At 37.7% G+C, this 21,306-nt stretch carries 24 protein-coding genes and 1 tRNA gene; all 25 read right to left on the bottom strand.

Translation table 11 applies throughout. The annotated features are described in order from the left end of the window. Positions 1-361: 361 nt before the first annotated feature. A complete protein-coding gene (locus K9L86_00930; protein ID MCF7907432.1) occupies positions 362-790 on the bottom strand; it encodes a hypothetical protein in 429 nt (142 codons plus the stop codon). A gap of 176 nt (positions 791-966) precedes the next feature. Beyond that, complete coding sequence (locus tag K9L86_00925; protein MCF7907431.1) at positions 967-1,479, bottom strand: hypothetical protein; 513 nt, start codon at positions 1,477-1,479, stop codon at positions 967-969. 285 nt (positions 1,480-1,764) lie between these two features. After that, positions 1,765-1,841: transfer RNA gene (locus K9L86_00920), tRNA-Met, on the bottom strand. Positions 1,842-1,863: 22 nt separating this feature from the next. Next, positions 1,864-2,160, bottom strand: a complete 297-nt coding sequence (locus K9L86_00915) for a septum formation initiator family protein (GenBank protein MCF7907430.1) — start codon at positions 2,158-2,160, stop codon at positions 1,864-1,866. Next, on the bottom strand, positions 2,132-3,397 hold the full coding sequence (eno, locus tag K9L86_00910) for a phosphopyruvate hydratase (GenBank protein ID MCF7907429.1): 1,266 nt from the start codon (positions 3,395-3,397) through the stop codon (positions 2,132-2,134). The genes K9L86_00915 and eno overlap by 29 nt, the downstream gene beginning before the upstream one ends. Positions 3,398-3,471: 74 nt before the next feature. Then, positions 3,472-3,927, bottom strand: coding sequence for a YbhB/YbcL family Raf kinase inhibitor-like protein (locus K9L86_00905; GenBank protein MCF7907428.1), 456 nt, complete (start codon positions 3,925-3,927; stop codon positions 3,472-3,474). 75 nt (positions 3,928-4,002) lie between these two features. Then, positions 4,003-5,151 (bottom strand): aminotransferase class I/II-fold pyridoxal phosphate-dependent enzyme, encoded by a 1,149-nt coding sequence (locus K9L86_00900; GenBank protein ID MCF7907427.1) that lies wholly within the window; start codon positions 5,149-5,151, stop codon positions 4,003-4,005. Further along, positions 5,148-5,864, bottom strand: coding sequence for a 4-hydroxy-tetrahydrodipicolinate reductase (dapB, locus tag K9L86_00895; GenBank protein MCF7907426.1), 717 nt, complete (start codon positions 5,862-5,864; stop codon positions 5,148-5,150). Before dapB ends, K9L86_00900 begins: the two co-directional genes overlap by 4 nt. Positions 5,865-5,882: 18 nt before the next feature. Then, complete coding sequence (gene dapA, locus K9L86_00890; protein MCF7907425.1) at positions 5,883-6,761, bottom strand: 4-hydroxy-tetrahydrodipicolinate synthase; 879 nt, start codon at positions 6,759-6,761, stop codon at positions 5,883-5,885. A gap of 17 nt (positions 6,762-6,778) precedes the next feature. Continuing rightward, positions 6,779-7,591, bottom strand: coding sequence for a diaminopimelate epimerase (gene dapF, locus K9L86_00885; protein MCF7907424.1), 813 nt, complete (start codon positions 7,589-7,591; stop codon positions 6,779-6,781). Positions 7,592-7,597: 6 nt separating this feature from the next. Next, entirely contained in the window at positions 7,598-8,854 is a 1,257-nt protein-coding gene (gene lysA / locus K9L86_00880) for a diaminopimelate decarboxylase (GenBank protein ID MCF7907423.1), read from the bottom strand. 6 nt (positions 8,855-8,860) lie between these two features. After that, complete coding sequence (argH, locus tag K9L86_00875) at positions 8,861-10,255, bottom strand: argininosuccinate lyase (GenBank protein ID MCF7907422.1); 1,395 nt, start codon at positions 10,253-10,255, stop codon at positions 8,861-8,863. Between the two features lie 121 nt (positions 10,256-10,376). After that, complete coding sequence (locus K9L86_00870; GenBank protein MCF7907421.1) at positions 10,377-11,549, bottom strand: argininosuccinate synthase; 1,173 nt, start codon at positions 11,547-11,549, stop codon at positions 10,377-10,379. Continuing rightward, positions 11,549-12,484: an ornithine carbamoyltransferase gene (gene argF / locus K9L86_00865; GenBank protein MCF7907420.1), complete on the bottom strand. Its 936-nt coding sequence runs from the start codon at positions 12,482-12,484 to the stop codon at positions 11,549-11,551. The genes K9L86_00870 and argF overlap by 1 nt, the downstream gene beginning before the upstream one ends. A 7-nt stretch (positions 12,485-12,491) precedes the next feature. After that, positions 12,492-13,673, bottom strand: a complete 1,182-nt coding sequence (locus K9L86_00860) for an aspartate aminotransferase family protein (protein ID MCF7907419.1) — start codon at positions 13,671-13,673, stop codon at positions 12,492-12,494. A 10-nt stretch (positions 13,674-13,683) separates the two neighbouring features. Then, entirely contained in the window at positions 13,684-14,535 is an 852-nt protein-coding gene (gene argB, locus K9L86_00855; protein ID MCF7907418.1) for an acetylglutamate kinase, read from the bottom strand. An 8-nt stretch (positions 14,536-14,543) separates the two neighbouring features. Then, complete coding sequence (argJ, locus tag K9L86_00850) at positions 14,544-15,632, bottom strand: bifunctional glutamate N-acetyltransferase/amino-acid acetyltransferase ArgJ (GenBank protein ID MCF7907417.1); 1,089 nt, start codon at positions 15,630-15,632, stop codon at positions 14,544-14,546. Beyond that, positions 15,629-16,636, bottom strand: a complete 1,008-nt coding sequence (gene argC / locus K9L86_00845) for an N-acetyl-gamma-glutamyl-phosphate reductase (GenBank protein MCF7907416.1) — start codon at positions 16,634-16,636, stop codon at positions 15,629-15,631. The genes argJ and argC overlap by 4 nt, the downstream gene beginning before the upstream one ends. Positions 16,637-16,741: 105 nt before the next feature. Further along, positions 16,742-17,095 carry a DUF192 domain-containing protein gene (locus K9L86_00840; protein ID MCF7907415.1) on the bottom strand — a complete coding sequence of 118 codons (354 nt, stop codon included), beginning with the start codon at positions 17,093-17,095 and terminating at the stop codon, positions 16,742-16,744. Further along, positions 17,095-17,469 carry an acyl-CoA thioesterase gene (locus K9L86_00835; GenBank protein MCF7907414.1) on the bottom strand — a complete coding sequence of 125 codons (375 nt, stop codon included), beginning with the start codon at positions 17,467-17,469 and terminating at the stop codon, positions 17,095-17,097. The genes K9L86_00840 and K9L86_00835 overlap by 1 nt, the downstream gene beginning before the upstream one ends. Before the next feature lie 176 nt (positions 17,470-17,645). Continuing rightward, positions 17,646-18,194, bottom strand: coding sequence for a prepilin-type N-terminal cleavage/methylation domain-containing protein (locus K9L86_00830; protein MCF7907413.1), 549 nt, complete (start codon positions 18,192-18,194; stop codon positions 17,646-17,648). Positions 18,195-18,247: 53 nt separating this feature from the next. Beyond that, a complete protein-coding gene (locus K9L86_00825) occupies positions 18,248-18,907 on the bottom strand; it encodes an RNA pseudouridine synthase (protein MCF7907412.1) in 660 nt (219 codons plus the stop codon). A gap of 7 nt (positions 18,908-18,914) precedes the next feature. Continuing rightward, entirely contained in the window at positions 18,915-20,480 is a 1,566-nt protein-coding gene (locus tag K9L86_00820) for a long-chain fatty acid--CoA ligase (protein ID MCF7907411.1), read from the bottom strand. A gap of 12 nt (positions 20,481-20,492) precedes the next feature. Beyond that, complete coding sequence (locus K9L86_00815; protein ID MCF7907410.1) at positions 20,493-20,828, bottom strand: VanZ family protein; 336 nt, start codon at positions 20,826-20,828, stop codon at positions 20,493-20,495. Positions 20,829-20,867: 39 nt separating this feature from the next. Beyond that, the gene (locus K9L86_00810; GenBank protein MCF7907409.1) at positions 20,868-21,257 is read right to left on the bottom strand and encodes a response regulator; all 390 of its coding nucleotides are present in this window, start codon (positions 21,255-21,257) and stop codon (positions 20,868-20,870) included. Positions 21,258-21,306 lie beyond the last annotated feature (49 nt).

Genomic DNA, 21,306 nt, shown 5'->3' with positions numbered 1-21,306 from the left:
CTCCTTTACGGGGTCAATTAAGCCCCAGAAAAACAATACAACCTATAACCTATCTACTCTGTGACTATCTATTTATTCTACTGATAATCCAGAGTTTTCACCAACTATCATTGAACAATTATCGTATCATCTCCTTTTATTTTTCATCTAACACAAAAATTAGCTATCTAATTAGCTGCACCAAGGATGAGTAACCCTAAACTTATTAACCCTTCTCTTGTTATGATTTTCTTGGTTTTAAATTGTATATTAGCCCCTTATAATACTCCAAACAAAAATAACAAAAGCATCAGTATTGTGCCTACTGCTGCCGCAATTATATACCAATGCATTAATTTTCTTATTAACATATTACCTCCTATTATTTCCTCAAGGCTTTGATTGCCCAGATAATGAAACGGATAGATAGGTAGATGGGATAACCCAAAAAAAGTAAAAAAATACCACAGAACCCTGCCGTCCGAACCAATAGTCTAAGTTTTCCTGACTGCCCACACCGCTTCAATTCATTCTCAATCACCTTTGCGAAAATGGCATCATCTACGGAATCATATTGAGGGTATTCTCCACGGATATCTTCTAATATTTTTTCTTTAGACAAATACTTATCCGATGTTCCTGGTTGTTTATACCTCTGATTAAAAAAATAACAATTAGACTTTTGAAAAGAACAATTAGACTTTTGAAAAGATAAGAAACCGCCTAAATAAGCTAAAAAAACTCCACAGAGTATAATCCCTAAGATAATTAACCCTTCTCTCTTTATGATTTTCTTGATTTTAGCTTGCATATTAGCCTTATTCTACACCCAACCCAGTTTCTTTTAAAGTAAAATAATAAACCCGCTTTCTAGAATTTGATTTAAGTACCAAAAGCAGCCCTTATAACTATATCTGGGGCTAAATTTGAAAACCTATTTATAGAGAAGTATGAAGGTAGTTATGAGAAAAAATAAGGCATACTGTTTCATTTCTTATTTTTTCTTTCTTGTAGATGTAGGTATATTGATATACATATAGTTGCAAGAACGAGTACAAAAATAAGCATAATCTGGTCTAGTGTCGTTTGAGTGCCTGAAAAGATAGTTACACACACTGCACCAGCCAAAATTAACAGTAGGTAGTTTCTCCATCCCCGCCAATGACATCGTATTGCATCTTTTTTTCTTTGTTTACATTCTTTTGGAGCAAAAAAATAATGCCACATAGCAAAACCTGGGAGTATAGTAAATATCCTTTTTTGTGTAGGAGTTAATGTTTGCAAAGCGAGCTTTTCTTTAACTTCTCGTTGCAAAGATGAAGCCTTAATGAGAATTTCCCTTGTTCCTGCACCAAAGCCTCTTGACTTAGCGGCGTCCAAAAGCAACTGATAGACGCCATCTTTATATCCCTTTTCATCAGCTAAGAGCATTTCACTTAGCTCTTCTTCAGGTATATGCAAATACCTTTCAAGTATCTTCTGTTTTTCTTTTGTATCCATTTCGTTCTCCTTACACAACATTATACCATTCTCAAAAAAGATAAAAAAATAAATTTCATACCCCTTTTAGATAGCCTAAGAGTATTTTTTAAAATTTCCTCTACGCACCAAAAACAGCCCTTATAACTATATCTGGGGCTAAATCGGATGGGGTGGGGGTCTTTATGGGGCGAGGAATAAAAGTCTACAGGATACTTTTGTTATCCCAGTGTTATCCGAACGCCCTTTCCTCTACCCAAATAAAAAACCCAGACTAAAATTAATTAATCTGGGCTTTTATAAAGATGGTTGCGGGGTTGGGATTTGAACCCAAGACCTCAAGGTTATGAGCCTTGCGAGCTACCAGGCTGCTCCACCCCGCGAAATTATAACTATGTTAACAACTTATTCTTCGATGTCAATAATTATCTCATTCTCTCTGGCTATCCCTAGATCATCACGAGCAATTCTTTCATAAAGATAAGGATCACCATCTAGATTACTAAGCTTATCCTCATAGTCAATTATCTCAACTGACAACTTCTTAATCTCCTCAGTCAACCGGCTATTTTCCTGCCGCAGGCTTCTAATCCTTGCATAATTAGGAAAATAAATAACCGTAACGATAATTAAAATTAAACAACCAATAACCGGCCATTTAAGCCGCTTAAGCTTATTTATATTTAAAAGTTTTACCGCCATAGCGTGCTTTTTTACCTAATTCTTCCTCTATCCTTAATAGTTCATTATACTTAGCAACCCTATCAGTTCGGGACAAAGACCCGGTCTTAATCTGACCAGTTGCCTTAGCAACTGCTAAATGAGCAATAGTTGTATCTTCAGTTTCACCGGAGCGATGAGAAATAACCGCTGTGTAGCCGGCCCGATGGGCCATATCAATTGCAGCTATGGTTTCGGTAAGTGTACCGATTTGATTGACCTTAATTAAGATAGAGTTAGTAATATCATTTTTTATTCCTTTCTTCAAACGCACTACATTGGTAACAAAAAGATCGTCACCGATTAGCTGAACTTTTTTACCTAATCTTTTTGTTAGCTTAGACCAGCCACACCAATCATTTTCATCTAAACCGTCTTCAATCGAAACAATTGGATATTTATTTACTATCTTTTCATAGTAGTCGATCATGTAGTTAACATCTCTTTTTTTACCTTCAAAGAGATAAGCCCCATTCTTATAGAATGAGCTTGCCGCAGTGTCTATTGCCAAGGCTATCTCTTTACCCGGTTTATAACCGGCTTTTTTAATAGCCTCAATAATTAAATCCAAGGCCTCTTCATTCTTTTTTAAATTCGGAGCAAAGCCTCCCTCATCGCCTACTGAGGTTGAAAGTTTCTTGTTCTTTAAAATTGACTTTAAACTATGAAAAGTCTCAGTTGCCGCAGCAAGAGCCTTGCTAAAAGTGCTAAAACCTAATGGCGCAATCATAAACTCCTGAATATCTAAATTATTATCAGCATGGACTCCACCGTTAACAATATTCATCAAAGGAAGCGGCAAAACAACACCCTTTGCACCACCTAAGTACCGATAAAGCGGCTGCTTCTTAGATATGGCATCAGCCTTAGCCACGGCCAAAGAAACCGCCAGTATTGCATTTGCCCCTAATTTTGATTTGTTATCAGTGCCGTCAAGCTTGATCATTATCTTATCAATGTTACGAAAATTAGCTTCTTTGCCTTTTATCTTAGGAAAAATAATTTTCTCAACATTTCTTACTGCCTTTAAAACTCCCTTACCACAATAAGCTTTACCGTTATCGCGTAACTCAACAGCTTCAAACTCTCCGGTTGAAGCTCCTGAGGGAACTATGGCCCGACCTAAAACACCATTAGTTAAAATTACATCCACCTCGACAGTGGGGTTTCCCCGTGAATCAAGAACCTGCCTTGCTTTTACTTTTTTAATCTTTGCCATTTTCCTCCTCCTTCCTTAATTTAACAATAAAAGTGAATACTGCATTTAACGAAAACTACCTTAACTATTTTTAATTAACGCTGATAAGAAACGACTATTTTAGTTTCAGCGATAATATGACCCTGGATTGCTTTTATGAGCTCACTTTTAGTCGCTCCCTCCTCCAACGAAAGTTTCATATCTAAAGCGTAGAGCTTGAAAGAATAACGGTGGGGTTTACCTTGAGGCGGACAAGGACCTCGATAGTCCAAAACTTCAAAGTCATTGGTTCCCTGAACTATTCCTAAAGAACTTAGCTCATCAATGGTAATGTTCTCTTTGAGCTTGCTAGTCTCAGCCGGTATATTAAAAATTACCCAGTGGACCCAAACCTTAAACGAAGCATCGGGGTCATCGACAATTAAGGCAAAACTCTTGGTTGCTTGAGGCGCATTGCTCCAGGAAAGAACCGGAGAAAAATCCTGGGCATCACAGGTGTAGCGATCAGGAATATAACCGCCATTCTTAAAAGCATCGCTCTCAATATCCAAAGCAAAGTTACTGCCGGCAATTAAACTACTCGCCAACAAAAACAAAATTATTTTAAAACTACACTTGCTTAACACTTATATCCTAACCTTTCTTAAAATGTTCTTATCTACAGTTAAAGCAAAGCGAATAAACCCTTCGCCGTACTTTCCAAATCCTAAACCGGGAGTTGCAACAATTCTTTTTTCTTGAAGCAAGTATTTAGAGAAGTCTATCGAAGACTTAAACTTTCTCGGGACTCTAGCCCAAACATAAAAAGTTGAGTCGCAATAGCAAGGCTCAATGCCTGATTTTTCTAAAACATCAATAAAGATATCCCTTCGTTGTCTAAGCGTTTTTCTCAAATTATTAACGTAACCGCTCTGGGTATCTAAAGCAGTTATTGCTGCCTCTTGAATTGCGCCGAAAATTCCTGAATCAACGTTAGCCTTAACCTTAAGCAGGCCTTTAACTAATTGGGGATTACCGCTGGCCCAACCAACCCTGAAGCCGGTTACACAATATGTCTTTGATAGTGAATGGAACTCCAGGGCAACCTCATCGGCTCCTTTAACTTCTAATACACTGTGCGGCTTATCTTTAAAGTAAATTTCCGAATAAGCATTATCATAAGCAAGGATTATTCCATATTTAGAACAAAAATTTACCACCTCTTTTAAAAATCCTAAAGGGGCCAGGCTTGTTGTCGGATTATTCGGATAGTTCAAATAGATAAGTTTGGCTTTATTTCTCACCCCAAGCGGAATCTTTGAGAGCTCAGGCAAAAATCTGTTCTTCTCAAGGAGCGGTAATTCATGAATCTTTGCGCTTACAAAACGAGCTGCACTTTTATAGCCGGGATACCCGGGTGAAGGCACAATTATATATTCACCGGAGTTAACAAAAGCTAAAGGAAAATGAATCAAACCCTCTTTTGAGCCGATTAAAGGAAGCACCTGACTTTCAGCGTCAACTGATACTCCAAAACGCTTCTTCTGCCATTTTTTTATAGCCAAACGAAAAGCGGTCTTTCCTTGATCTAAAGCATACTTCTGATTAATCTTTATTTTTGCGGCTTTGCTTAAGCTGTTGATTACGGCTAATGGTGCGGCAATATCCGGATCACCGATACTAAGATCGATAAATTCAACCCGCTTCTTTCTTAAAAGTGACTTTTGCCGGTCAATTTCAGCAAATAAGTACGGTGGGAATTTTTTTAGCCGTTCTGACAATTCAAATTTTTTCATTTTCCTAAAACATCCTCCATCGAATATAAACCAGCCGGTTTACCTTTAACCCAACTAGCGGCAACTAATGCTCCCTGAACAAAAATATCTCTGGTCTTAGCCGAATGGGATAACTCTAGCTTATCAAGATCGCTTTCAAAAACTACTTTATGATCACCAACGATTTCATCCTCACGCTTAGCTTCGATATCTTCAACTTTTATATTAAAATCATAACCGTTAATAATTTCTGCTATTTTCTTAGCGGTTCCCGAAGGAGAGTCTTTCTTATGGATATGATGAGCCTCAAAAATACTGGCTTGGTAGCCAGCTAAACTTTTGGCTGCCTCTTTTAATAAACGAAACAAAATATTAACTCCCACACTCATATTCGGTGAAAAAACTATCGGGATATTTTTTGCTGCCGACTTTATTTTTTCCTGACTAGATGAATCTAAGCCGGTTATACCGATGACTGCTGACTTCTTAAACTCCGTTAAGTAAGATAAATTATCAGTTATCGCCTTGGCGGCACTAAAATCAATCAAACAGTCACACTGCTGGATATAGTCACGGGATTCAACTATCGGCACCCCATTGATATTCTTTCCGATGTCAGGATGGTCCAAGCGCTCCAAGCCAAAAATTATCTGAAAATCACCTGACTCTTTAGCCAAGGCAATTATCCGCTCACCCATCTTTCCCCGGGCACCGCTTATGCCTAATTTAACCACTATATCCTCCCTAAACTATTAAATTAACTTATACTTTTTCAAAACTATCTTTAAAGTACTTAGATTTGTCTCACTCAAATTACATAAAGGTAGGCGCATATTCGGCTCAATTAACCCCATAAGCCCTAAGGCAGTTTTTACCGGGATCGGATTTGTTTCAACAAAAAGAGTTTTAATTAACTCATAAAGATGGAGTTGAATTTTTCTAGCCTCAGCTAAATCACCCTCTAAAAACTTCGCTACCAGCTGATGGATTTCCTTAGGTACGATATTTGCGGCCACCGAAACTACTCCTGATGCGCCGGTAGCAAGTATCGGCAAATTGATCTCATCACTTCCTGAAAAAAGCAGAAACTTATCGTCTACCAAACTCATTATCTTAGTAATTTGATCAAGTGAACCACTAGCTTCTTTAATCCCGACAACATTCTTACAATCCTTATAAATTCTAGCCACGGTCTCAGGAAGGATGTTGCTTCCGGTGCGCGAAGGAACATTATAAATAATTATCGGCATATCAACATTATCAGCTATTTCTTTAAAGTGCCGATAAAGCCCCTCTTGGGTGGGTTTATTATAATAAGGAGTAATTACTAAAGCAAAATCTGCTCCAGCGCTCTTGGCATGAGTAACCAGATCAAGAGCCTCATGAGTTGAATTAGAACCGCAACCAGCCAAAACCGGAACTCTTTTATCTATATGCAAAACCGCTAAATCAATAATCCGCTTATGTTCAGGATGAGTAAGAGTTGCACTTTCTCCAGTCGTCCCGCAAACTAAAATACCGTCGGTGCCGCAATCAATATGCCAATCAATCAACTCTTTCAACTTAGCTTCGTTTATATTTCCTTGAGAGTCAAAAGGCGTTACTATAGCGACAATACTTCCTTTAAGCATAAATCCTCCTAAATAATTTAAAACTTTAAACTTCCCTGGCAAACCAGATCAGCTTTGCCTTTAAGCCAAACATCCCTTACTTTATCATCAATCTTACTAAAATGCACGCTTAAGGTTTCTTGGCTTTTAGTTAAGACTCTAACCTTATGATTACCGCTTGTGACTTTAAGTTTAAATTTTAATAAAATTGCCGCGGCAACACTTCCAGTGCCACAAGCTAAAGTTTCAGCTTCAACCCCCCGCTCATAGGTTCTTACCCGAACAAAGTTATCATTAATTATCTCAACAAAGTTAACATTTGTCCCGGCCGGTTGAAACTTTTTATGAAATCGTACTGCCCGGCCTATTTTTTCAACATCGATTTTATCTAATCCAGAAACAAAAATAACCACATGTGGCACGCCGGTATTGATAAAATTTAGATGTATCTTTCGACCCAAAACAACAATTGGGATACGCACCTTAATCTGTTTAGGGTCGCTAAGCTTAATAGCAACCCTATCAGCTTTTAAGCAAGCTTCAATTATTCCGGCTTGAGTTTCAAACTTAACCTGTTTAGCTTTACTCTTGGCCCAATAAGCAGTACAGCGAGCGCCGTTTCCACACATCTCGGCCTCTGAGCCGTCAGCATTAAAAATCCTCATCCTGAAAGATGCTTTCTTCGAAGACTCAATAACCAAAAGGCCGTCAGCTCCGATAGACAATTTGCGCTGACAATACTTTCGGGCAAGCTTTTTTAGCTGGCCGGCCTTAAGCTTTGTCTTACGATTATCAATAAGAATAAAATCATTACCGGAAGCCTGCAGTTTATAAAAAGTTATCGTAGTCATTATGTTTTAAAAAACAATCCTTTCGGATTTAACTAAATCGGCATACTTTTCTCTTCGGCGGATACGCTGAGCCTTGTCTTTCTTTACTATTATCTCAGCTGCGCGGGGTCGTGAATTATAATTCGAGCTCATGCTAAAGCAATAGGCTCCGGCGGCCATAATTGCCAAATAGTCACCCTCATTTACAGTTAGATTCCTGGCTTTACCTAAAAAATCACCACTCTCACAGATCGGCCCCACCACATCAACTAATTTCTTAGGCTTTGCTTTCTTACTCTGAGCCTTTTTTACGGTAATTATATTATGATAAGCCCCGTATAAAGACGGCCTAATCATATCATTCATGGCCGCATCAACAATTATAAACCTCTTCTTAAAAGTATCCTTTAAATAAATTACCTTGGTAACTAAAATACCGCTATTACCGACAATAAAACGACCCGGCTCAAGTATTACCTTTAAGCCGATGCTTTTCAGCAACGGCAAAACTTGTTTAGCAAAGCTTTGAGCAGTCTGAGCTTTTTCCTTATTGTAAACTATACCCAACCCCCCGCCGATATCAAAATATTTCAATTGAACTCCGGCTCGTGAAACCTCATCGACTAATTCTTTTACCTTTCGAATCGCTTTTAAGTACGGTGCGCTTTCGGTAATTTGCGAGCCAATATGAATATGGATGCCAATTATATTCAAATATGGATAATTATCTCTAACTAGAAGGATTTCTTTTACCGTATCGATGTCCATTCCAAACTTGGTTTCCTTTTTACCGGTAATAATATAACTATGAGTCTTAGGCGCAACATCAGGATTAAGCCTTAAGGCCACATCCGCCCTTAGCTTTAGCTTTCTGGCTAAAGCATTAATTCTTTTTAGCTCGGCCAAAGACTCGACGGTAAACATCAATATACCGTAATCAAGCGCTTCTTTTATCTCCCGATCAGTTTTGCCGACTGAAGCGTAAACTATTTTCTTAGCCGGACATTTTACTTTTTTAGCCCGATAAAGCTCACCACCGGAAACAATATCCAATCCGGCTCCTTGATCCACCAAAAGCTTCATGATCGAAAGATTAGAATTAACTTTGGCTGAATAGCAAATTAAGGGTTTAATCGAAGAAAAAGCCTTCTTAATCTTTAAAAAGTGATCAACGATTGTCCTTGAGCTGTAGACAAAAAGAGGGGTTCCGTATTTCGTGGCTAGTTCTTGAACCGGCAAATCCTCACAATAAAGTCTGTTTTTCTTAAAACGAAATTCGTGCATTTTAGGCTACTTCTTCTTAGAAGGTTTTTTGGAAGTAGTATGCTTCTGTTTCGGTAACGATTTTTTTGACGCCACCGCATGCTCGGCGCTCATTATTTGATTTACGTTTTTATGATTCAACGACGAATTAAACTTTTTTAAAATTTTATCCGACATATCTTTAATCTTAATTTTGTTATCTTCGGAATAAATTATCAGCTTTCCAATCGTAGTATGGGCTTCCGAGAAAGCAACCCCGGCATGAACCAAAAACTCTACTAATTCTGTAGCATAAAGCTCCTCATCTTCAAGGGCTTCAAGAATTCTTTTTTTATTCAACTTTATACCAGCAATTAGCCCGGCAACTATTTTTAGCTCTTGTTCTACTACCTCGGTAGATGAGAAGAGCGGCTCTTTATCTAGCTGCATATCCCGATTATAAGTTAACGGTAGCCCCTTCATCATAGTTAAAACTGAAACTATATTACCATATATTTTTCCGGTATTTCCCCTGACTAACTCTAGAAAATCAGGGTTTTTCTTATGCGGCATAAGTGATGAACCGGTGCAGAACTCCTCCGGTAAATCAAGAAATCCAAACTCTTTGGTCGAATAAAGGATAAAATCTTCAGCCATGCGTGACAAATGCATCTGTAATATTGATAGAATGCTCAAAAACTCAATTACAAAATCACGGCTGGCAACATTATCTAAAGAATTTTTAACCGTGTAAGACTTAGAATGTTTTAACTGTGCTTTTGAACTTTCCAAAAACTTTTTTAAAGCCTCACTATAGGCTGCCTTAGGAATAGCACTTCCGGCCAAAGCACCGGAACCGATATAGATCTCTGACTTCTTTACGAAGGCATCTAATCTCTCAAAATCCCTTTCAAACATACAAAAGAAAGCTCCGGTATAGTTAATAAATGAGACTACCTGAGCTCGCTGAGTATGAGTATAGCCGGGAATAAGCGTATCTCGGTAAGTGTTGCCGAGATGATTCAGATTAGCCAAAACTACATTAATCAGACTTAAAGTATAGACCCCTTCCCGATAGCAATACCACTTCTCATCAAAAACAACTTGATCGTTTCTTGAACGTAGAGTATGTAACTTCTGAGCCAGCTTCCCTAACCTTTTAGAGACTCTATTTTGAATATCAGTATGGATATCTTCAGAATTAGGGTTAAACTTGAATCTTCCTTCTCTAACCTCTTGAAAAATATCGCTTAAAACAGAAGTTAATTTAATGGCATCGTCTTTACTTAAAAGCCCGGCCTCTTCCAGGGCGGTAACGTGAATAATTGAATGATAGATATCATATTCAACGATTTTATAATCATATTGTATTGATTTCTGAAATTCAAAAAAATCTTTATTTACTTCCTTCCTAAATCTTCCACCCCATAATTTATCAGCCATGTTTACCTCCTCAATGAAACTTGCATTTTTCTTCGAAAAATGCTTAGTTGAATTGATATCCGCCGAGTTACGGTAAATTTACGGAGGAAATTTACCGTATATCTAGCGAGGCGGATATATTCTATTTACCAACAAAGGGCATTCCCCAGATTTTAATAAACCCTTCGGCCCAATCTCGGTTAAATTTATCTTTTTCACCGTAAGTTGCCAGCTCTTCCTTATATAAAGAGTGCGGCGAACTTCTTTTAGCGATAATTATATTTCCTTTGTATAGTTTCAATCTTATCTTTCCGCTTACTTTGCTTTGAGTTTCTAAAATCGCCGCATCAAGGCTGATCTTCAGCTTAGAAAACCACAAACCTTGATAGGCCAGTTGGGCATATTTCAAGGCTAAAAGCGCTTTTTGTGAAAGAGTCTCTCTGTCTAAGACTAAACTTTCAAGCTCCTTATGAGCTAAGTGCAATATCCAAGCTGCCGGAGCCTCATAAACCTCTCTCGACTTTATACCGACAACCCTGTCCTCAATAACATCAGTCCTGCCGATTGAGTGTTTGCCACCGATTTTATTAAGCTTGTTTATAAGCGCCACCAACTCCGTAGATTTCCCGTTTAGCTTAACTGGCTTTCCTTTAGAAAACTCAATATCTAAATATTGAGGACTAGAGGGAGCCTTTTTTAAACTTTGAGTTAAAATAAAAGCATCTTCTGGAGGCTCGTTGTCCAAATTTTCGAGGCTGCCGGCTTCAATGCTTACTCCCCAAATATTTTTATCAATGCTGTAAATCTTCTTCTTGGTTGATTTAATCGGCAACTTTTTACTTTTTGCATATTTAATCTCTGAATCTCTAGAGGTTAAGTGCCACTCTCTCAAGGGAGCAATAACCTTTAGTCTAGGATTCAAAGCTTTCACTGCTATCTCAAACCTTACCTGGTCATTACCCTTAGCCGTACAGCCATGAGCAACATAAGTTGCTTTTTCCTTTTTGGCTACTTCAACTAAATATTTAGCAATTAAAGGACGTCCAAGAGCTGTCGCCAGAAGATATTTATTCTGGTAAACTGCCCCGGCCTTAAGTGCCGGAAGTATATACTGATCAGCGAATTCTTTTTGTAAATCTTTTATATAGATTTTAGATATTCCGCTGGCCTTAGCCATGCTTTTAAGCTCTTTAGGTGAGAACTCACTGCCTAAATTAGCAGAAAAAGCTACCACCTTGTAGCCTTTATCTCTAAGCCAAGCCACACAACAAGAAGTATCTAATCCTCCCGAATAAGCTAAAACTACTTTTTTCATTATTTATCCGCCTTATTACCTTTTAAAAGATAAACTAAAATTGCCTTTGCCGCATGGAGACGATTCTCAGCCTGCTTGAAGACTGCCGAATTTTTACTGTCAATTACCGAATCGGTAATCTCCTCCCCTCTGTGAGCCGGAAGACAATGCATCACGATACAATCACTCTTAGCAGCTTTTAAGATTTTATCATTTATCTGAAAGTTTTTAAAAGCTTTTTTTCTTTTCTTTCTTTCCGACTCCTTGCCCATTGAAGTCCAAACATCGGTGTATAGAACATCCGCGCCTTTGGCTGCTTCACTAAGTGAAGGATTAAAAGATATCTTTGCCCCGGAAATCTCTGCCTGAGCCTTAGCCTCAGCTAAAACTTTATTCTTAAGCCCATACCCATAGCCTTTAGGAATACTTAGAGTCAAATTGCCACCTAAAATAGAAAATGCATGAATTAAAGAGTTGCAAACATTATTACCGTCACCGGCATAGACGATTTTTAACTTTTTTATATCGCCCTTAGCTTCCTTGATTGTAAGAATATCGGCTAATACTTGCGAAGGATGAAAAAAATCACTTAAAGCATTAACTATCGGTATTTTTGAAAGTTTTGCAAACTCTAAAATTGTATCATGCGAAAAGGTACGCAAAACTACCGCGTCTAAATACACTGAAAAAGTTCCGGCAATATCACCAACCGATTCTCTTTCTCCGATTTTTATCTCTTGAGGGGTATAGTAAATAGCTTCAGCGCCTAACTGTACCGCCCCAATATAAAAAGCAGTCTTAGTCCTCAAGGACGGTTTTTCAAAAATAAGCCCTATTGATTTTCCCTTCAGTGAATCTCGATAAAGACTTCGATTGCTTTTTATCTTTATCGCTAAATCAATAAGCTTTTCAATCTCTCCTTGAGAAAAATATTTAAGGGCAATAAAATGATTCATTCTGGCTCTACTTTTTTTTAGCAAACTTAGCTAATACCGCATCTAATATCTCTAGACCCTGATCCAACTCAGATCTAGTTACGTTTAAGGCCGGTAACATCCTTAAAACTGTTCTATGGGTAGCGTTTATTATTAACTTCCTCTTTAAACACTCTAAAAATAAAGGCTGCGCATCAATTGATAGCTCGATTCCCAGCATTAAGCCTTTTCCTCTCACTGCTTTAACCAACGAATACTTTTTCTTGAAAGTCAAAAATCTCTTATGAAGATAGTCACCATTCTTTTTAACCTTACCAAGAAGCTTCTCTTGATCAATTACCTTAAAAGTTTCAAGTGAGGCCGCAGTCACTAAAGGCGATCCGCCAAAAGTTGAAGCATGCATCCCCGGCTTAATTATATCAGCTATTTTCTTGTTAACAACTATTGCTGACATCGGGGCTCCTGCCCCGATACCCTTTGATAAAACCATTATATCAGGAGTTATGGAATAATTCTGATAAGCAAACAGTTTTCCAGTTCTGCCCATTCCGGTTTGGACCTCATCAATAATTAATAAAAGGCTATGCTTTTGGCAATATTGCTTTAACTGCCTTATATAATCTTTATCAGCTACGTTTACTCCACCCTCTCCCTGAATTAGTTCTAGGATTACCCCGACCGTCTTTTTATTAACCTTATTCTTAAAGCTCTTTATATCATTAAACTTTGCTTCTTTGAAACCTCCGAGTATCGGCTTAAACGGTTTTTTATATTTAGCTTGGGCTGTCGCTGAAAGAGCACCGAAAGTTCTTCCGTGAAAGGAATTTTTCATAGTAATCAACTCATATCTTTTTCCTTTACCAAAGAGACGGCTAAGCTTTATCGCCCCTTCAATGCCTTCAGCCCCGGAATTAGCAAAAAATACCTTAGCCGGAAAACTCTTTTTCACAATCTCTTTAGCTAATAAGGCCTGCTCTTTAAAAAACAAATTATTCGGAAGATGAATTAACTTTTTTGTCTGTTTATTAATAGCCGCCGCGATTCTCGGATGACAATGGCCCAAAATTGATACCCCCCAGCCGGGAAGTAAATCCAAATATTTATTACCTTGGGCATCCCAAAGCCAGCTTCCCTTACCTTTAACAAATACCGGACCTACTCTAGTGTAAGTATTTAACGAATAATCCTTATATAACTTCTTAATGTTCATTTAATCAATCCTATTTTACTATCTCGGTGCTAATACCCTGATCGGTAAATATCTCTAAAAGCAAAGCATGGGGAATTTTGGCATCAACAATATGAGCCTTGCCTACACCGTTATTAATTGCTTTTTTGGCAGCCATAACCTTTGGCACCATACCCTCATCGATTATTTTTTCCTGAATTAACTCTTTTACCTCTTTGGCAGTTATAGTTGAAATTAAAGAGTGATCGTCCTTAGGGTCTCTCATTACTCCTAAAACATTGGTTAAGAGAACTAACTTTTCTGCCTTTAACTCAGAGGCCAGAAAAAAAGCTACCTCGTCAGCATTTATGTTATAGGAAACTCCGTCAGCTGATACACCCATCGGGCAAATAACCGGAATACCGCTCTCTAAAGCCTTAAATAACGTTTCTTTATCGAAACCGACCATCTCACCGACCAAACCTAGGTCAACCTTACTCTTTTTTTTCTTAACCCTTAAGATACTATTCTTCTTCTTAAAACCTAGGGCCTTAACTTGATGGGTTGCTACTTCGCCAAGAATAAGATCATTTAATTTATTAAGCTCCTCTTCGACTACATTTAAAGTAAACTGATCAGTCACTCTCATGCCGTCAACAAATTCAGTTGCCACCTTATGGTCTCTGAGTCTTTCAGTAATATTAGGTCCACCGCCATGAACGATAATTGGCCTAATACCGGCAAATCTTAAAAAAGCAATATCCTCAAGAACGCACTTCCTGACTCTTTCTTCGCCTAGAATTGAACCTCCATACTTAATTACAAATATCTTTTTATGAAACTTCTTGATATAAGGCAGCGCCTCAATTAAAACATCGGCTTTTTTTATTGCTTCTTGAACCATATTAACTCCTAACTATATTCAGCGTTTATCTTAACATACTGCGGGGTTAGATCCGAGGTGTAAATGCTTGCTGACGACCTACCTCTCTTTAGGTCAATCGCTATATCAATATTTCTCTTCTTAAGGGAATTTGTTTTAATACCTATATTTTCTCCCAACTTAACCCCGACTTGCCCCAAACTTTGGATAATCCTTCCCCAATTTGCATTCTCACCATAAATAGCACATTTAAAAAGATTGGAATTTGCTAAAGCTAAACCGCACTTCTTTGCCTCAAGTTTAGTTTTTGCTCCCTTTATCCGAATATGAATAAATTTACTTGCCCCTTCGGCATCTTTGACTATTAGCTTGGCTAATTCTAAACATACAACCTTTAAACTCTTAGAAAAATCAGCTATTTGAGCTTTGTTCTTTAAAGGAACCTTTCCGCTCGAAAGACATATTAAGGTATCATTAGTACTCATACAACCATCAACGCTTATTGAATTAAAACTTTCTTCAACTGCTTCTTTAGCAATTTTTTTAAAAACAGCCTGCGGTAAATCACAATCAGTAAGCACAAAAGCTAACATTGTAGCCATATTAGGACAAATCATCCCAGCGCCCTTGGCAAAGCCAACCACGCTGGCCTTACCTTTAAGAATCTGTTTGCCGGCAGTTTTAACAAAGGCATCCGTAGTAAGAATGCTCTCTGAAAAATTCTTAGACTGCTTTCCCAAGTTCTTTATTAAAGGCTCTAATCCCGATATGATTTTTTGCTTCGGTAATTTTTTACCGATAATACCAGTAGAAGCAATCAAGATGCTAGATTGTTTTACTCCTAGCTTCTTAGCTAACTTTAAAACTATATCTTCGGTATCTTTTAAACCAGACTTATGAGAATAACAGTTCGCATTTCCGCTATTGACTAAAACCGCCTTAATCGGATTTTTAATATTTTTCTTAGCCGCTACGACCGAATAAGAAAGATTAGCATTCGTTGTAAAAAATCCGGCTACCTTAGCAAAATCCTCAACATAAATAAGTCCAAGATCCAACTTTTTTCTTTTTAACCCGCAATTGATTCCGGAAGAAAGAAAACCTTGTGGTAATTTCATAATAAACCCAGTTTTTCATCCCAGCCTAAAGCTATATTCATATTTTGCACTGCCTGGCCGGCGGCACCTTTTATTAAATTATCAATCGTTCCAATGATGACTATCTTTTTATCTTTAATCTGGAAACCAATATCACAAAAATTACTACCGACAACATCTTTTAATTGAGGAAGCTTCTGCTTAAACAACCTCACGAAAGGGGCTTTCTTGTAGTACTGAGCATAAATACTGTTAACCGTATTTTCTTTGACCGGTTTGACTAAATCAGCATAGATAGTCGCCAAAATTCCTCTCTCAGCCGGAATAACGTGCGGAGTGAATCTAAGTGAAACTTTCTTTTTACTAATATTAGAAAGCACCTGTTCTATCTCCGGTAAATGCTGATGATCAAAAAGTTTATAGCCAAACAGATTACCGCTTAAATGATCATAGCGATAAGTTAAATCCGGATTTCTTCCGGCACCGCTAATCCCACTTTTAGCATCAATAATTACATTCTTAACTACGCCTTCTTTCAACAAAGGAGCTAGACTTAAAGTTGAGACCGTAGGATAACAGCCTGGGTTAGCGATAAGTTTCGCCTTTTTTATCTTCTCTTTATAATATTCCGGAAGCCCATATACCGAGTTCTTTAAATTTTTTAAATCCTTATGTTTAGCCTTATAAAATTGTTCATAAACCTTCGGATCTTTTAGTCTGTAGTCAGCTGACAAATCTACTACTAGCTTTCCTTTCTCTAAGAAAAAAGGCGCCACCGTATAAGATAACTTATGCGGCAAAGCTAAAAATATAACCTCAGCCAGTTTGGCCGCCTGCTCAAGATCAGGATTGGCACAAACCATATCCAATTTGTTTTTAAAATGAGGGAAAATAGTTGAAAATTTCTGAATTTTTTCAACCTTTGCGCAGATATAGCCAATCTGCACCTTAGGGTGATTAAGTAGAATTTCAATCAATTTTTCGCCGGTAAAACCGGTTGCTCCTAATACTGCAGCCTTAATCATTTAAACCTCCCATACCTATATATTATAAGAACAAAGCCTATCATAAACTAAAAGTTAAACCTAGTCAATATAATTTAGAAATAGGCCTGAAATTACTTAGGCTTTTCAATCTCCAAGAGTTATCTCTAATTGATCACCTAGGGCCAAAGATCTGCGCTTGGCGCGATTGGCAGGAAGTTCTATAGTAATAGCCGCCTTGGAGCAAGTAACCATTTTCCAAGGCTTAACTGCTTCACAAATTCTTATTACCTTATTGCTCTTATCCAAAAACACAATATCAATAGCAAACCTCATAAAACAAGTGTGAATCGCCGGCGCATTATGAAAAATAAGGGCTTCTTTTTCATCAATTTCCTTTTTAAACATTAACCCCTTTAGACGCAAGCCAAAACTCTTAGCTATCCTGGCTTTACCACTTATTACTGTACCCTTATCTTTATCAAAAATCGAATATGTCATTATCCTATCCTCTCGTTTACCTCTTTTGACATCGCCTTGGGCTTAAAATTACTCCCCACACAAACAAGTTTAGTAATTGCTGAAACTAACACCTGATCAGCTCTTTTTACTTCTTGGGAAAACTCCAAAGATACGTTTTTCTTTTTAATAACCTCAGTATAGATTGCTAGCTTATCGGCATATTTAGCCGGAGCCTTATAACTAATATTTACACTACCAACCACAAACAAAGTATCTTCTTTGGCCAATTTATCTACATCCAAACCCTTATCGAGTAAAAATTCGGTTCTGGCTTCTTCAAGATACTTCAGGTAATTAGAATAATAGACCACTCCTCCGCAATCAGTATCGTGGTAGTAAATCTTTTTTTCTATCGTATGCATAAGGTAACAATTATACTAATCACTAGTTTTTTAGTCAAATAAATGTTTTTTAGCTTAAAGAAACGGTGAGTTTAGGTCGGTTGAATTAAATTGTTCGCTGGTCAGGTAATCTCTAAATTTTGTACTATTTAAGTTTTTAGCCAGCTCTTTTTATTTTTACAAAACGTTCAATTATGAAAAGTCAGAGCACCTAAGGTTCCAGCTTCACCGCTGATTGGTGACTGGACTGTTCCACTGGTAAGAGTGCCGTCATCTAAAATCTCAGAAATTTTTATCAGTGCTTTTTGAGGAACTTGTCCCTGGTTATCCGCAACTCCCATTCCCGGCCGGTCATCATCCATGACAACAATACCATCATTTAAAGAACCGTCTCCGTCCCAAGCATAGTTCTGAATCCAGCCGTAGCTACCTCCCCAAGGGTGTGCGGGCCACTGTTCAAGATAAGCACCATTCCAACCGGCATCTCCCGAATCAGTTATATAGGGATTGTTAAGGTAAGTTGTAGAATCCTCCATCATGTAGGTCGGCGCCCGTTTATTAGTGGACACATAATAATTACTTGCGGCTCCTTGCAGAGTTTTTATGTCGCTTACTGCTCGAGCGACCTTTGACTTCTCGATTGACCTAAAAGCATTAGGAGCGACAATAGAAGCAAGGATGGCAATAATAGCAATAACCACTACTAATTCGATTAAAGTAAACGCCTTTTCTCTCATAATTTTAGTCTATCATTAATGCCTCTTATGTAAAGATTTTTTTTGAAAATTATTTACTTTCTCCTTTTATCTAAAAAATCCTTCATATCATTAGCTAAATTGATCTTTAAATTAACCTTATCGGAGCTCACCGGATGAAGAAATTGCAAATAAAAAGCGTGCAAAGCCAGCCGTCGAAATCTAATTGCAAAATCCTTCCGGAAGGCATACTTTGTTTCACCTAAGATCGGATAACCGATATTAGCTAGTTGTATACGCAACTGGTTAGTTCTTCCAGTTAAAGGAGTAAGTTCTAAAACACTGAAATTAGGAAATCTTTCTAACACCCTATAAATTGTTTTTGCTCTTTTGGGTTTTTCACCAAAACGTTTCCCCTCGCGATCGATTATCTGATCATCAAGTAAGCCTTCCCTTCCATCTAAACGACCCTTAACAAAAGCAATGTACTTTTTTTTAACTTCACTCTTTCTGAACTGCCAGGTAAGATCAGTCTGGATGGCTGAGCTTTTCGCGTAAATAATCAAACCAGTAGTTTCTCGATCTAATCGATGACAAGGAAAAACTTTCTCATTTAACTCTTTAGCAATAAGCGTGGTTAAAGTCACCTCTTTCTTGCTAGATGCAGGTTGAACTAAAATTTTCGCAATTTTATTTACAACAACTAAATATTCGTCATTAAAAACAATTTCAAACGCTTTATTATGGGAATTCATTTTATCCTTATTCCTTTATTCCTTCGAAAGTTGCCCTAACCTCATCTCCCAGCTCTCTTTTTAGTATCTTTCCGGTAGCATTTTTAGGCAAGTTTTCTTTAAAGAAAACTTTAAGCGGTATTTTATAGGCTGCTAAATTCGACCTTAAATAATTAATAATTTCACGCTGTTCTATTTTACCCTCTGTAACCACAAAAGCAACCGGGACCTCTCCCCGATGTCGATGGGAAACACCGACCACCGCAGCCTCCTTTATCTTCGGATATTGATAAAGTAAATCTTCAATCTCCCGAGGATAAACATTAAAACCTCTCACATTAATCATCTCTTTGCTGCGACCAATGATATAAATACAGCCTGCTTCATCCATCTTAGCTAAATCGCCAGTATAAAGCCAGCCTTCTTTTAAGGCTTTTTTTGTATCCTCAATTAAATTATAATAACCACTCATTACATTAGGGCCTTTAACCAATAATTCACCAACCTCACCCAAGACAACTTCCAGGCCATCTTTACCTACAATCTTAACCTTAACCGAAGGAAGAACCCGGCCGACTGAACCTGGTTTGAGTTTTCTATCTAAAAGGTTGAGGGAAACTACCGGTGAAGCTTCAGTTAAACCATAGCCTTGAAGCAAGGGTCGCTTAAAATTCTTCTCAAAATCTTTAGCTACTTTTAAAGGAAGAGCTGCCGCACCAGATATGCACAGACGAATTGGATTAATAAAAACATTTAAAACCCAGCGCAGCTTAGTAAGCTTCATCGCACTCAAAATACTATAAAGTGAAGGTACCCCGACAAAAATAGTAATCCGATGACGAAAAATTGTCCGAATGACTCGCTTAAACGGACGCACTGAGCGCATAATAACTACTAGACCGCCATTATAAATAGGAAGCAGCATGCAAACGGTTGAAGCAAAAGAATGGAAAAGAGGCAAAATACAAACCACCGAATCAGCTTTGCTGAATTTTATAACTTGCGAACAATCCTTAATGTTAGAAATAAGATTTTTATGACTGAGGCAGGCGCCCTTAGGTTTTCCGGTTGTTCCGGAAGTGTAAACTATTTCAGCTAAATCATTTTCAACCACTTCGCACCTTTTAAAATTCCCTTTAGAATTCCTAACTAAAGAATGAAAGCTAAGCATCAGCCTGCTTTGACTCGGGGCCGGTAGAGAAATTATATTCATAAGCGTATCAACACGCGAAAGAATATTCTCAACATCTTCCACTTTATCAATAGAACAAATTAGAATTTTTGCCTGAGAATCGGAAACTAAATAACGGGCCTCCTCTCGCTTAAACATCGTATTAATCGGAACAACTACTGCGCCTAGCCGGGTAATCGCAAAAAAAGAAAATACAAACTCCGGGCAATTGGGCAACCAAACAGCAACCTTATCCTTGGATCTTATTCCTAAACGATAAAGAGAAGTCGCTAAATTGTCTGCCGAGACTTTTAACTGCTGGTAGGTTATTTTGCGGGCTCCAAAAATTAATGCCGGACGATTAGCAAATTTAGAAACTGCATTGTCTAAAAGTTGATTTAAATTATTAATATTATTTTTCATGCCTATCTTTAACTAGATAACTCTAAGCAAACAACCCAAAAAACTTCCCAAAAAATTAGCAGCTATATCCGTGACCTGAAAACTTCGATAGGGAATAAAGTACTGAGCTATTTCGATCAATATGCTCAGCGAAAAGGAATAAATGAATCCACCAAGTACAGCATGCTTTTTATTTGCTTTGCGGAAAGTATTCACCGTTACAAAACTAAGCAAAAAATAAGCTAATCCGTGGAAAAATTTATCTAAAAAAGGAAAGACAATTTCTTCGGCTACGCCAATCGGAGAAATAGAAAGTACGAAAATTAGCAAAGAAAAAGTAATTACTGTTGGCCAAGAAAAAAAACGCATAGGTTGGACTGGGTTATGTTTTAAAGCTTTAGGCTAAAATCACAAGTCTTCTTCAAAGTTCCGACGTTTTAGCACTTCTTCAATTTTTGCCCTTAAAACATCTATTTGGACAGGTTTAATCAAATAATCTTCGTTATAAGCACTTGCCGCTTTTACTTTAGACTCTTCGTCAGCCCTAGCAGTGAGCATAATTACCGGAATAGACATTGTCTTCTTTGAACTCTTAAGTTTATCTAAAGTCTCATAGCCATCCATACCCGGCATCATAATATCAAGAAGTATTATATTCGGCATGTACTTGGCGGCGACTCTAATACCTTCTTTACCGCTAGTGGCCGTTGTAACTTCATAGCCTTCAACTAACTCTAGGTTCGCTTTGACAAAAAAGGACAGATCTTCTTCATCATCAATAATTAGTATCTTTTTCATCAATAACCTCCCTAAAAAAATAATACACCTTTATTAAAAGATGTCAACC

It is taken from the genome of Candidatus Omnitrophota bacterium (genome assembly GCA_021735655.1).
Lineage (GTDB): Bacteria > Omnitrophota > Gorgyraeia > Duberdicusellales > 4484-171 > JAHKAJ01.
This window is presented reverse-complemented; position numbering and strand designations above follow the sequence as displayed.

Coding starts and splice junctions, on each gene's coding strand:
- K9L86_00930 (MCF7907432.1), bottom strand. CDS start 790: ATGCAAGCTAAAATCAAGAAAATCATAAAGAGAGAAGGGTTAATTATC.
- K9L86_00925 (MCF7907431.1), bottom strand. CDS start 1,479: ATGGATACAAAAGAAAAACAGAAGATACTTGAAAGGTATTTGCATATA.
- K9L86_00915 (MCF7907430.1), bottom strand. CDS start 2,160: ATGGCGGTAAAACTTTTAAATATAAATAAGCTTAAGCGGCTTAAATGG.
- eno (MCF7907429.1), bottom strand. CDS start 3,397: ATGGCAAAGATTAAAAAAGTAAAAGCAAGGCAGGTTCTTGATTCACGG.
- K9L86_00900 (MCF7907427.1), bottom strand. CDS start 5,151: ATGAAAAAATTTGAATTGTCAGAACGGCTAAAAAAATTCCCACCGTAC.
- dapA (MCF7907425.1), bottom strand. CDS start 6,761: ATGCTTAAAGGAAGTATTGTCGCTATAGTAACGCCTTTTGACTCTCAA.
- dapF (MCF7907424.1), bottom strand. CDS start 7,591: ATGACTACGATAACTTTTTATAAACTGCAGGCTTCCGGTAATGATTTT.
- lysA (MCF7907423.1), bottom strand. CDS start 8,854: ATGCACGAATTTCGTTTTAAGAAAAACAGACTTTATTGTGAGGATTTG.
- argH (MCF7907422.1), bottom strand. CDS start 10,255: ATGGCTGATAAATTATGGGGTGGAAGATTTAGGAAGGAAGTAAATAAA.
- K9L86_00870 (MCF7907421.1), bottom strand. CDS start 11,549: ATGAAAAAAGTAGTTTTAGCTTATTCGGGAGGATTAGATACTTCTTGT.
- argF (MCF7907420.1), bottom strand. CDS start 12,484: ATGAATCATTTTATTGCCCTTAAATATTTTTCTCAAGGAGAGATTGAA.
- K9L86_00860 (MCF7907419.1), bottom strand. CDS start 13,673: ATGAACATTAAGAAGTTATATAAGGATTATTCGTTAAATACTTACACT.
- argB (MCF7907418.1), bottom strand. CDS start 14,535: ATGGTTCAAGAAGCAATAAAAAAAGCCGATGTTTTAATTGAGGCGCTG.
- argJ (MCF7907417.1), bottom strand. CDS start 15,632: ATGAAATTACCACAAGGTTTTCTTTCTTCCGGAATCAATTGCGGGTTA.
- argC (MCF7907416.1), bottom strand. CDS start 16,636: ATGATTAAGGCTGCAGTATTAGGAGCAACCGGTTTTACCGGCGAAAAA.
- K9L86_00840 (MCF7907415.1), bottom strand. CDS start 17,095: ATGACATATTCGATTTTTGATAAAGATAAGGGTACAGTAATAAGTGGT.
- K9L86_00830 (MCF7907413.1), bottom strand. CDS start 18,194: ATGAGAGAAAAGGCGTTTACTTTAATCGAATTAGTAGTGGTTATTGCT.
- K9L86_00825 (MCF7907412.1), bottom strand. CDS start 18,907: ATGAATTCCCATAATAAAGCGTTTGAAATTGTTTTTAATGACGAATAT.
- K9L86_00820 (MCF7907411.1), bottom strand. CDS start 20,480: ATGAAAAATAATATTAATAATTTAAATCAACTTTTAGACAATGCAGTT.
- K9L86_00815 (MCF7907410.1), bottom strand. CDS start 20,828: ATGCGTTTTTTTTCTTGGCCAACAGTAATTACTTTTTCTTTGCTAATT.
- K9L86_00810 (MCF7907409.1), bottom strand. CDS start 21,257: ATGAAAAAGATACTAATTATTGATGATGAAGAAGATCTGTCCTTTTTT.